14 protein-coding genes and 1 tRNA gene are annotated in these 11,570 nt (G+C 55.8%); 14 read left to right on the plus strand and 1 reads right to left on the minus strand.

The window, feature by feature from the left end; translation table 11 throughout:
* The 13 genes from ispE to HX786_RS19490 all read left to right on the plus strand — a co-directional run bounded on the left by ispE (position 1) and on the right by HX786_RS19490 (position 9,047).
* On the plus strand, positions 1-852 hold the full coding sequence (gene ispE, locus HX786_RS19430; RefSeq protein WP_178912486.1) for a 4-(cytidine 5'-diphospho)-2-C-methyl-D-erythritol kinase: 852 nt from the start codon (positions 1-3) through the stop codon (positions 850-852).
* Between the two features lie 36 nt (positions 853-888).
* A tRNA-Gln gene (locus HX786_RS19435) sits at positions 889-963 on the plus strand.
* A 45-nt stretch (positions 964-1,008) separates the two neighbouring features.
* The gene (locus tag HX786_RS19440) at positions 1,009-1,950 is read left to right on the plus strand and encodes a ribose-phosphate pyrophosphokinase (protein ID WP_003208392.1); all 942 of its coding nucleotides are present in this window, start codon (positions 1,009-1,011) and stop codon (positions 1,948-1,950) included.
* A 138-nt stretch (positions 1,951-2,088) separates the two neighbouring features.
* Positions 2,089-2,688, plus strand: a complete 600-nt coding sequence (locus tag HX786_RS19445) for a 50S ribosomal protein L25/general stress protein Ctc (protein ID WP_003208391.1) — start codon at positions 2,089-2,091, stop codon at positions 2,686-2,688.
* Between the two features lie 165 nt (positions 2,689-2,853).
* The gene (gene pth / locus HX786_RS19450; RefSeq protein ID WP_003208389.1) at positions 2,854-3,438 is read left to right on the plus strand and encodes an aminoacyl-tRNA hydrolase; all 585 of its coding nucleotides are present in this window, start codon (positions 2,854-2,856) and stop codon (positions 3,436-3,438) included.
* Between the two features lie 23 nt (positions 3,439-3,461).
* The gene (gene ychF, locus HX786_RS19455; protein WP_003208384.1) at positions 3,462-4,562 is read left to right on the plus strand and encodes a redox-regulated ATPase YchF; all 1,101 of its coding nucleotides are present in this window, start codon (positions 3,462-3,464) and stop codon (positions 4,560-4,562) included.
* Positions 4,563-4,964: 402 nt separating this feature from the next.
* Complete coding sequence (locus HX786_RS19460) at positions 4,965-5,897, plus strand: sigma 54-interacting transcriptional regulator (RefSeq protein ID WP_177009586.1); 933 nt, start codon at positions 4,965-4,967, stop codon at positions 5,895-5,897.
* A 206-nt stretch (positions 5,898-6,103) separates the two neighbouring features.
* Complete coding sequence (locus HX786_RS19465; RefSeq protein WP_177022694.1) at positions 6,104-6,274, plus strand: hypothetical protein; 171 nt, start codon at positions 6,104-6,106, stop codon at positions 6,272-6,274.
* A gap of 131 nt (positions 6,275-6,405) precedes the next feature.
* On the plus strand, positions 6,406-6,768 hold the full coding sequence (locus tag HX786_RS19470) for a hypothetical protein (RefSeq protein WP_023659153.1): 363 nt from the start codon (positions 6,406-6,408) through the stop codon (positions 6,766-6,768).
* 7 nt (positions 6,769-6,775) lie between these two features.
* Entirely contained in the window at positions 6,776-7,582 is an 807-nt protein-coding gene (gene sctJ, locus HX786_RS19475; protein ID WP_177009588.1) for a type III secretion system inner membrane ring lipoprotein SctJ, read from the plus strand.
* A 211-nt stretch (positions 7,583-7,793) separates the two neighbouring features.
* Positions 7,794-8,114, plus strand: coding sequence for a type III secretion protein (locus HX786_RS19480; protein ID WP_218169027.1), 321 nt, complete (start codon positions 7,794-7,796; stop codon positions 8,112-8,114).
* 19 nt (positions 8,115-8,133) lie between these two features.
* Entirely contained in the window at positions 8,134-8,721 is a 588-nt protein-coding gene (gene sctL, locus HX786_RS19485) for a type III secretion system stator protein SctL (RefSeq protein WP_003208376.1), read from the plus strand.
* A gap of 107 nt (positions 8,722-8,828) precedes the next feature.
* The gene (locus HX786_RS19490; protein ID WP_003208375.1) at positions 8,829-9,047 is read left to right on the plus strand and encodes a hypothetical protein; all 219 of its coding nucleotides are present in this window, start codon (positions 8,829-8,831) and stop codon (positions 9,045-9,047) included.
* Positions 9,048-9,056: 9 nt separating this feature from the next.
* Here the strand turns inward: HX786_RS19490 and HX786_RS19495 are convergent, their stop codons facing one another.
* Positions 9,057-9,383, minus strand: coding sequence for a hypothetical protein (locus tag HX786_RS19495; protein WP_173406097.1), 327 nt, complete (start codon positions 9,381-9,383; stop codon positions 9,057-9,059).
* 72 nt (positions 9,384-9,455) lie between these two features.
* On the opposite strand from HX786_RS19495, the gene sctC reads away from it, so the two are divergent.
* Positions 9,456-11,570 (plus strand): type III secretion system outer membrane ring subunit SctC (sctC, locus tag HX786_RS19500; protein WP_178912487.1); only part of this gene is annotated, 2,115 nt, incomplete at its 3' end.

Genomic DNA, 11,570 nt, shown 5'->3' on the forward strand with positions numbered 1-11,570 from the left:
ATGAACGAGCAACGCCTGACCCTGCCCTCCCCGGCCAAACTGAATTTGATGCTGCACATTCTCGGTCGCCGTGAAGACGGCTATCACGAGTTGCAGACGATTTTTCAATTTCTCGACTACGGCGATGAGCTGACCTTCGCCGTTCGCGATGACGGCGTGATCCAGTTGCACACCGAATTCGACGGCGTGCCTCACGACAGCAACCTGATTGTGAAGGCCGCGAAACAACTCCAGGAACAATCCGGTTGCCCATTGGGCATCGACATCTGGATCGAAAAAATCCTGCCCATGGGCGGCGGCATCGGTGGCGGCAGCTCAAATGCCGCAACGACATTGCTCGGCCTGAATCACTTGTGGCAACTGGGTTGGGACCACGATCGCCTGGCGGCGCTGGGCCTGACACTGGGCGCGGACGTCCCGGTTTTCGTGCGTGGGCACGCCGCTTTTGCCGAAGGCGTGGGGGAGAAACTCACCCCTGTAGACCCCGAAGAGCCGTGGTATGTCGTGCTTGTTCCGCAAGTATCTGTAAGTACAGCAGAAATTTTTTCAGATCCACTGTTGACACGTAACTCTCCTCCCATTAAAGTGCGCCCCGTTCCCAAGGGAAACAGTCGAAATGACTGCTTACCGGTTGTAGCAAGGCGTTATCCAGATGTACGTAACGCTTTGAATTTGTTAGGTAATTTTACCGAAGCAAAATTAACCGGAACTGGAAGTTGTGTGTTTGGGGGCTTCCCAAGCAAAGCTGAAGCTGATAAAGTCTCGGCCCTTCTTACAGAGACCCTTACAGGGTTTGTAGCAAAGGGAAGCAACGTTTCGATGTTGCATCGCAAGCTGCAAAGTCTGCTCTAAAGGAACCGAGTACTGGGTACTCGTTGCAACAGATACAGGGGCGTCGCCAAGCGGTAAGGCAGCAGGTTTTGATCCTGCCATGCGTTGGTTCGAATCCAGCCGCCCCTGCCATTTTCTATACTCATCCAGGTTACCCTCAGCCTCTAGGTACTGCGCGTGTCCAAGATGATGGTCTTTACGGGGAATGCTAACCCCGATCTGGCTCGGCGTGTTGTACGTCAGCTGCATATCCCTCTCGGTGACATCTCTGTCGGTAAATTCTCCGACGGCGAAATTACAGCCGAGATCAATGAAAACGTCCGCGGTAAAGATGTCTTCATTATTCAGCCGACTTGCGCTCCGACCAACGATAACCTGATGGAACTCGTCGTGATGGCTGATGCCTTCCGCCGCTCCTCAGCGACTCGAATCACAGCTGTAATCCCTTACTTTGGTTATGCCCGTCAGGATCGCCGTCCGCGTTCCGCACGTGTGGCTATCAGCGCGAAAGTCGTTGCTGACATGCTGACCGTGGTAGGTATCGACCGTGTTCTCACGGTTGACCTGCACGCTGACCAAATCCAGGGGTTCTTCGATATTCCGGTAGATAACATCTACGGCTCCCCCGTCCTGGTGGATGACATCGAAGACCAGCGCTTTGAAAACCTGATGATCGTGTCCCCGGACATTGGTGGCGTCGTGCGTGCACGGGCTGTTGCCAAATCCCTGGGCGTGGATCTCGGGATCATCGACAAACGCCGCGAGAAAGCCAATCACTCTGAAGTGATGCATATCATCGGTGATGTCGAAGGGCGTACCTGTATTCTGGTTGATGACATGGTCGACACCGCCGGCACCCTGTGCCACGCGGCGAAAGCCTTGAAAGAGCACGGTGCAGCAAAAGTCTTCGCCTACTGCACACACCCTGTGCTGTCGGGCCGAGCGATCGAGAACATCGAGAACTCAATGCTGGACGAACTGGTGGTGACTAACACCATCCCGTTGTCCGCTGCCGCTCAAGCCTGTTCGCGTATCCGTCAACTGGATATCGCACCGGTAGTTGCCGAAGCGGTTCGCCGCATCAGCAACGAAGAATCGATCAGCGCGATGTTCCGTTAAGGGTCAAACCTTAGCAGCATCAACCTGACGAAAAGCGCCCCGCCCCAGCATTCTGTTGGGGCGGGGCTTTTTTGCCCATATCGCCTTTAGCGCTGGTCGCAAACGCTAGGGCGAATGTGGTTATTTTGGAGATACAACATGAACGATTTTACTTTGAATGCTGAACTGCGTTCCGACCTGGGGAAAGGTGCGAGCCGCCGCCTGCGTCGTCTCGCAAGCCTGGTTCCAGCTGTAGTTTACGGTGGCGAAAAAGCCCCTGAATCCATCAGCATGCTGGCTAAAGAAATCGCCAAACTGCTCGAAAACGACGCGGCTTACAGCCACATCATCGAGCTGAACGTTGGCGGCACCAAGCAGAACGTCATCATCAAGGCACTGCAACGTCACCCAGCTAAAGGCCACGTGCTGCACGCTGACTTCGTACGCGTAGTAGCTGGTCAGAAACTGACCGCTATCGTGCCTGTGCACTTCGTTGGTGAAGAAGCTCCGGTCAAGAAAGGCGGCGAAGTTTCGCACGTTATCGCCGAGATCGAAGTGACCTGCCTGCCGAAAGACCTGCCTGAGTTCATCGAAGTCGACCTGTCGGCTCTGGAAATCGGCGCAATCGTTCACCTGTCCGACCTCAAGGCTCCTAAAGGCGTTGAGTTCGTTGCACTGGCTCACGGTGACGACAAAGCTGTTGCAAACGTACACGCTCCACGCGTTGCACCAGAAGCTGAAGAAGGCGCTGCAGAGTAATTCACTCTGTAATGCCGGAGCTTGAGGAAACATCGCGGACCGGAACGTAGCGAGAAAGCGGGCGAGAATGCGAAGTTGGCCTCTAACGGTTAATGAGTTTTTGTCGTCCACTTTCGCCGCACCAACGGCGATGTTATCCACAACTCCAAAGGAAGGGCCCCTGTCGTGACTGCCATTAAACTGATCGTTGGCCTGGGAAATCCAGGCGCCGAATACGAACAGACCCGGCATAACGCGGGGGCCCTTTTTGTTGAGCGTATCGCCCACGCCCAAGGCGTCAATCTTGTGGCCGATCGCAAATATTTTGGCCTGACCGGACGCTTTTCGCATCAGGGTCAGGATGTTCGTCTGTTGATTCCCACCACCTACATGAACCGCAGCGGCCAGGCTGTCGCGGCGCTTGCGGGCTTCTTCCGGATCAAACCCGAAGAAATCCTGGTGGCCCATGACGAACTAGACCTGCCACCCGGCGTTGCCAAGCTCAAGCAAGGCGGCGGCCATGGCGGGCATAATGGCCTGCGCGACATCATCGCGCAGTTGGGCAATCAGAATACGTTCTACCGCTTGCGGCTTGGCATTGGCCACCCGGGCGTTGCCAGTATGGTTTCAAATTTCGTCCTGGGTCGTGCGCCACGCGCCGAACAGGAAAAACTCGATGCCAGCATCGATTTTGCCCTCGGCGTGCTGCCGGATATCTTCGCCGGTGAATGGAACCGTGCGATGAAAAACCTGCACAGCCAGAAGGCCTGACTCTTTACCCGAGGGGAAACACCATGGGATTCAATTGCGGCATCGTCGGCCTACCTAACGTCGGCAAGTCCACCCTGTTCAACGCCCTGACCAAATCCGGTATTGCGGCGGAGAACTTCCCCTTCTGCACCATCGAACCGAACACCGGTATCGTGCCGATGCCCGATACACGCCTGGACGCCCTGGCGGCCATCGTGAATCCAAAGCGCATCCTGCCGACCACCATGGAGTTCGTCGACATCGCGGGCCTGGTAGCCGGCGCGTCGAAAGGTGAAGGCCTGGGCAACAAGTTCCTCGCCAACATCCGCGAGACCGATGCCATCGCCCACGTGGTCCGCTGCTTCGAAGACGAGAACGTGATTCACGTCTCCAACAGCGTCGACCCGAAACGCGACATCGAGATCATCGACCTGGAACTGATCTTCGCCGACCTCGACAGCTGCGAGAAGCAACTGCAAAAGGTCACGCGTAACGCCAAGGGCGGCGACAAGGACGCAGTGGTCCAGAAAGCCTTGCTGGAGCAGTTGATTGCCCACTTCACCCTGGGCAAGCCGGCACGCAGCCTGATGAAGAACATGAGCACCGACGAAAAGGCGGTGATCAAGGGCTTCCACCTGCTGACTACCAAGCCGGTGATGTACATCGCCAACGTGGCTGAAGACGGTTTCGAGAACAACCCGCTGCTCGACGTGGTCCTGGCCATTGCCGAAGAAGAAGGCGCGATGGTTGTTCCGGTGTGCAACAAGATCGAAGCGGAAATCGCCGAGCTGGAAGACGGCGAAGAGAAAGACATGTTCCTCGAGGCCCTGGGCCTGGAAGAGCCTGGCCTGAACCGCGTGATCCGTGCCGGCTACGAAATGCTGCACCTGCAGACCTACTTCACCGCCGGTGTTGAAGAAGTACGCGCCTGGACCGTCAAGGTCGGTGCCACTGCCCCGCAAGCGGCTGGCGTGATCCACACCGACTTCGAAAAAGGCTTTATCCGCGCCGAAGTCATCGCCTACAACGACTTCATCCAGTTCAAGGGTGAAGCCGGTGCCAAGGAAGCCGGTAAATGGCGCCTGGAAGGCAAGGAATACATCGTCAAGGATGGCGACGTGATGCACTTCCGCTTCAACGTATAAGCTTTACCTGCGGCCTATGCCGCAAAACAAAAAGCCGATGCACTGCATCGGCTTTTTTGTGGGCGATGTTTGCAACTTTCTACAAAGATCGACTTTGAAATATCCCCTGACATCTTAATACGGCAACCCTATAAAACAACCACAGCCCTCAATACGTAAAAATACGCCATTCCTCCCTGACACCCCCGAGTTTAAGATTATTCCGACCCATTATCAGGCAATCACGAGCGAGCGCCCACTTGATAATATTTAACTTAAGATTTTTTGGTTTTTCACACATCACAAACGTCTATTTCGCACTCTCCGACAGAATGACAAATCAGCTAAATTCCGTTCTACTTATCCATATCAGCAGGGAAGCCCCTCAGTAAAACAATGAGAAACAATAGGAGCAACAGCGATATGTCGGCCTCCTATCAAAGCACGTTTGAAACGGATGATCCATTTACTGAATGCCCAACCATTGAAGCCACTATCAACAATACTGCGGCTTTAAACATCGACATACTTTTGCTGGGGGAAACCGGCACCGGTAAAGATACCCTGGCCCAACGCATCCACCGCTTATCGGGCCGGCGAGGCAACTTCGTCGCCGTCAACTGTGCTGCAATTCCCGAAAGCCTGGCGGAAAGCCAACTGTTCGGGGTCAACAGCGGCGCCTACACCGGTGCGATGCAATCACGGGCAGGCTTTGTCGAAGCCGCACACTTGGGTACCTTGTACCTCGACGAAATAGACAGCATGCCCCTCACCCTGCAAGCCAAACTGCTGCGGGTACTGGAGTCCCGGGGCGTTGAGCGATTGGGTTCCACCCGCTTTATCCCGGTGGACATGCGCGTTATCGCGTCCGCCCAGCATTCGCTGCACGAAATGGTCGAGCAAGGATTGTTCAGGCGCGACCTGTATTTTCGCCTGAACGTAATCAGCATCAGCCTCCCTCCCCTGCGCGAACGTCGCGAGCAGATTATCCCCTTGTTCCTGAACATCGTGCGCCAGGAAGCCGAGTACTTTAAATACCCGATACCCCTGGCATCCAGCTCGCTGCTGCAACAATTGCTATGCCATTCCTGGCCGGGCAACGTCCGCGAACTGCGCTCGACAGCCAAGCGCTTTGTGTTGGATCTTCCGCCGCTTTCAGAGTCGATGAGGGACCATCAGGACATAGAGATGAACCTCAAGGCGCGGCTACAGCAAATCGAGAAATCGCTGATTGAAGAGTCGCTGCGCCGTCACGGCGGCAACGTGGATGTAGTAGCCGGGGAATTGGGGGTTGCCAAGCGCACGCTGTACTACAGGATGAAACAACTGGATATATCACTCGGCGGAACAGGTTAAACCCAGGACCAGCAGTTTTTCTGGAACTGAAATCTTCATTTAACCACTCAAGGAAAGGCCATCTACATGATCAGCAACTTCGCCGATCGGGCCAGCCATGTGCTTGGTTCATATGCCTGACGGGCAACGATGGGTCTACGTTCGTGGTTAAGCATCAACGCACAAACAAACAAAAAATTTAAATCAAGCAACTCAGAGGTGATGTTATGAGTAAAATCGATGTTAACGAGCGGGTTACTGCCAGCAGTCTTGGTGGCGGAGACAATTCCGATATCGAAGCGGCAAAAAAAGCTGAAATGCGTCGACTAAAAATAGAGGAGGTTAAAAACGAAATAATGACAAAAGAACTCGAAAACATAGGCAAACTAAGGTTTTAAACCTTTGCTTCCTCTATTAAACATAGAGGAAGCAACCCGTTTGCTAGCATGGCTCATGCTGAACCGTCGAAAAAAACCAACATTACTCCCAAACCAACAAGAACGTTCCTAGCGTCTTGCCGGAGGTTTACATGCGCGTGCTCGCTGACGACTTCACAGAACGCCCGGTTTCACGAACGGTTGAATCACGAGGTATTGATACCTCTGCTTCCGACATGAATTTTTTCCAAGCCAGCCTGGTTGATCGCGCGTCTTCCCCGGGTAGCCAAAATTCAATGGTCGGTACGAACGCGCTATCCGAACAGTCTTCTCATTTAACGAGGCTATCAAAACGTGCGACCAAAGGTTTGCGTGACCTGAGCCTTAATAAAAAATCAACGGAAATGCATCAAATTGCCAAGTCACTTTCAGACGCCCATCGGGAGCTGTCCATGTCAGTCAAGGTCATCAGCAAAACCGTGCAATGTTGCGAGAAAATAACCAACCTTCAGTAGGTAAGTCATGCTCCGCTGGATCACCACCCCATTAGTTTTATCATTGGCATTGCTGCTGGCCGGTTGCGGTGAAAAAGTAGAACTCCATAGCCGACTGTCCGAACAGGAGGCTAATGAGGTTGTTGCAGAACTCGCGGATAAACAAATCCGGGCCCAAAAAGTGCCAGCCAAAGACGGCGTTGTTGTGCGCGTCAACGCGTCGGACATCAGCAGGGCGGTCCGGACGCTCGAGGCCGCTGGCCTGCCCAAACTGGCCCGGTCGACCCTGGGCGATATCTTCCGTAAAGAAGGCGTTATCTCAACACCGCTGGAAGAACGTGCCCGCTATATCTATGCATTGTCTCAGGAGCTGGAGGCAACCTTGTCGAACATCGACGGGGTCATCGTCGCTCGAGTCCATGTCGTGCTCCCCGAACGGATTGCCCCGGGTGAACCCGTACAACCGGCATCAGCCTCGGTGTTCATCAAACACGATCCACGACTTGAGCCTGATAATATCCGCCCCCGAGTACGCAGGATGGTGGCCAGCAGTATCCCCGGCATGGCAGCCGCTGTAGAAAACACTCAAAAATTAACCGTAGTGTTTGTCCCCGCCGCGGCGTATCTGGAGCAGCAACGTCTGACCTATTTTGGTCCGTTCCTGGTTCAGGATAACGATCTCGGTTTCTGGCGCATGAGTCTTACCGTATTGCTCATCATATTGACGCTTGCGGGGGCTGGCGCGTTTATCTGGCGCAAACGGGGAGTGAATCAACAACACGACTCATCTGTCGTACCGGCTCATGCCTCACTAAACCCGTCTGTTCATGAGTAATCAGCTGGCGTGGGTTCGATGGTGGGCCCGCCCATGGGAAACGCCAGCGTGTGACTGGGAGGTCCTCAGACCATATATCGCCTCGACCGATCTATGTCGCAGCCGGCATGAACGAGTGAGCACCGCACTGGCCATCACCCCCTGCCTGCCACCCTCACCCTCCCCTGCCTTGCTGCACCTGGTGCAAGCCTCCCCACCACAACGCGACCGCATGCTGACGCTGATCGGCAGTGTCTGCCAGCCTGTACGCGACCACTTGCTGGAGGAGGATGAATACCTCTGGTGTCAGCGCCTTGCCAAAGCGCTCCCTGCGGACTCACGGGTACTGAACACAGACGATCCTCTGCAGTACCTGCGCGCCTGGGTTGAGCCTGCGGTATGGCAACGCCTACGACTTGGCTTTGCGAATCAACGGGTAGTCGACCTGGAGAAATATTCCAACCTGCCCGACCGTCATGGTCGGCTGGATACTCTGTGGCGAGCCGTCATCTGGCGAGCTACCGCCATCACGAATGATCACGCGTGGCCCTGATCAGGAGCAAACAACCTGCATGTTATGCCGACGTAAAATTGAGCTGAATAAAGGCCAGGACCTGCCACAAACCCTGATTGCCCGAGAGATGCTTATCGACTGTGCTCAGGCGGGCACATTACTTATTCGCGCCAAAGCCGAAGCGCGCGAACTACTACGCCAGGCCGAAGAGCAGCGCGAAATACTTTACGCAAATGCTTGCCGTGAGTTCTGGGAACGCGCCAACACTCAGTTGCAACGCTGGGAGATTGAACGCCAGGCTATCTGCGACAACATTGAACCCATTGCCGCCTCCATCACCAGCCTGGCCATTCGTAACCTACTGGAGGAAACAGTCTCCCCCCAACGCCTGAGCGTCCTGCTAAAGCAATTACTGGCCACCCAGGTCCCGCGAATCGAAGCCACTTTGCTCTGCAATCCATTGGACCGTAAAAACGTAGACCAGTGGCTGAGCAGGCACACAGACCTTCCCTGGACACTGCGCACCGAGGAGAACATCGCACCTCAAATGCTCATTCTGGAAACGCCCGAAGGTGGATTTCGGATCGACTGGGATTCGATGGTGGAAACCCTATGGAATTCCGGCACGTCGGGTTCAACCCAATAACACGCAGGGGCTGCGGTTCAACGAGCGCTGACGTTTAACGAAATACCCGTGGAACTGGAATCACGCGTCGAGCCACACAGGACGTAACATCCTCTGGAGCAAAACCAATGAGCTTTGATTATCGCCTGCAAGCGAATCTCTACAGGCAACTGGAAAATTCGCAAAAGCGCTTTGAAAAGATAGAACGCGATGGATTGAACAACGACGAAGCCCTGGCGGCAATGAATGACGAAAAAGTCTTCCTCGCGGCCACGTTATCAGCCAGTTCCACCTACACCAATTACATGAGCGAAACAGCCAAGACCGTTATCGAAGGCATACAGTGAGTGGAAGCGTTACTCGGTCGTTGGTTGAGTAGCAGCGAACCGCTGATCACGTTGTTTGAAGATAATGACGAAATCAAGGTGCGGCGCGACCAACAAGCTTTTTTGATCAGTGTTCAACTGACCCACCATCGGGTCGACAAAAGAGCCTTGGAGGCGTGGATGCGCCTCGGACTGGAAAGTCTGAGGCATTTCCAGGGTGCCTTGGCGCAGGAAGCAATGACTGGTCATCTTTGGCTGCTTCAAAAACTCCCTGGCGACTGTGCCCTGCCCCACCTGCTTGGCAAACTCGAAACCCTGCTGAACCAGCGTGATACCTGGCGGGGCATTGTTGCGCACCTTGCCAGCCCAGCCCGGAAACTTAGGCCTACTTCGCTTCGGTCGCTGCGTCACTAAAACAGAGAATTCTCAATGCCTAACAAGATCGACAAGCACATCCGCTTGCGCGTCAATTCGCCTGCCGCCGCCGTAAAGCCTGCCCGTTGGCGCTACCTGATCCTCATGCCCTGGTTGTTGGCGCCCCTGGAAAGCACCCTGGCCGCCGTCCCCAGCGAATGGAAAAACACCGCCTATGCCTATGAGGCCGAACACAAGCCCCTGCGGGATGTGCTGGAAGACTTCGCCCAGACCTTCGGCACCCAACTGCAAATCGACGGCCTCCTCGAAGGCAACGTCAACGGCAAGATACGCGCCAATACCCCACAATCGCTTCTCGACAGGCTCGGCGTAGAGCACCGCTTCCAGTGGTACCTGTACAACAACACGCTGTACGTCAGCACCCTGGACCAACAGGAATCTGCACGCCTGGAGGTCTCCTCCGAGACCATCGCCGACCTCAAGCAGGCCCTCACCGATATAGGCTTGCTCGATAGCCGCTTCGGCTGGGGCGAATTGCCTGAGGACGGCGTCGTACTGGTCTCCGGGCCCAAGCGCTATATCGAACAGATCAAGCAGTTCAGCAGCCAGCGCAAGTCCCCGGATGAAAAGCAGAGCGTCCTCAGCTACCCGCTGAAGTTCGCCAATGCGGCGGACCGCCAGATTGATTATCGCGGCGAGAAACTGACCATCCCAGGCGTTGCCAGCATGCTGCGGGGGCTGCTGGAACCTCGCACGGCCTCGACGCTTTCAGGCATGAGCCCACGCCCTCCCTCTGCCTCCCAACCCTCACCCATAACCCCGGTATTTCCGCGCCTGAGTAACCCGATGCTGGGGCAAATGCTCGGTCAGACGATGAACCCGGGGCCGGCGGACACCGGCATGTCACTCACCCCTCGGGCACCGGTCTCCACCAGCAAAATCCGAGTCGAAGCCGATGTGCGCAACAACGCCATCCTGATCTACGACCTGCCGGAGCGCCAGGCGATGTACCGTGAGCTGATCAGCCAGCTCGACGTAGCCCGCAAGCTGGTGGAAATCGATGCGATCATCCTTGATATCGAGCGCACTCAACTGCGGGAATTCGGGATTAGATGGGGTTTTCAAAACAGCCGTTTCCGGGGTGGCGTGAACATGGCGCCCGGGTCTTCATCACAGCTGTCGATCGAGCACCGTGATCGTTTCAACGCCGATATTCGCGCATTGGAGCAACGTGGCCTGGCGACCATGGTGTCCAACCCGTCGGTGCTTACTTTGGAAAACCAGCCGGCGGTGATCGATTTCAACCGCACCCAATACCTTACCGCCGGCACCGAGACTGCAACCATCCTGCCCATCACGGTCGGCACCAGCTTCCAGGTGGTACCGAGGGTGATCACTACCCGCGGCAATCACCAGATCCACCTGGTGGTGGATATCGAGGACGGTAACTTCGACGAGTCCAACCCCGCGCGCACCAGCCCCGATGTACGCCGCGGCAAAGTCAGCACCCAGGCGGTCATGGCGGAAAAACGTTCGCTGGTGGTCGGTGGCTTCCATGTCACTGAAAGCACCGACAAACAAAGCAAGATCCCTCTGCTGGGAGACATTCCGCTGCTGGGCAAGGCCCTGTTTTCTTCCTCCGAGCGCCAGAACAACCGGCGCGAACGCCTGTTTATCCTGACGCCGCGCGTGATCGGCGATCAGGCTGATCCTTCACGCTACTTGCCCCAGGAGGATCAAGCCGAACTGCAGGCCGCACTCAAGCCATTGGCCCGGCGGTATGCCGAGCATCAACCGGTGATCAAGCGCAGCGACATCACCAGCACCCTGGCTCACCTCGTCAGCGGGCAAGTACCCACGGCCTTCAAGGCCGCGCCCATGCCACTGGGCCTGGACACCTTGTGCAGCACCCGCGAGCTATTGGCCCTGAACACCGAACGCAGCCAATGGTATGCAGGCCCGCAGTTCAATGTGGCCGTGGTGGTGGTACGCAATCAGTTCAACCGTAACGTGCGCATCGATGAAAGAGAATGCAGCAACTCCCAGACCCTGGCCGTCAGCGTCTGGCCACGTGCCTGGCTCAAGCCGGGAGAAGAGGCGGAGGTATTTATCGCCATGCGGCCCGTGGTCAAAGATGAACACATCGGTGTGTCCCGCCCCTCCCTGATC

Source organism: Pseudomonas sp. 21615526, from assembly GCF_013386245.1.
In the GTDB taxonomy this organism is placed as follows: Bacteria; Pseudomonadota; Gammaproteobacteria; order Pseudomonadales; family Pseudomonadaceae; genus Aquipseudomonas.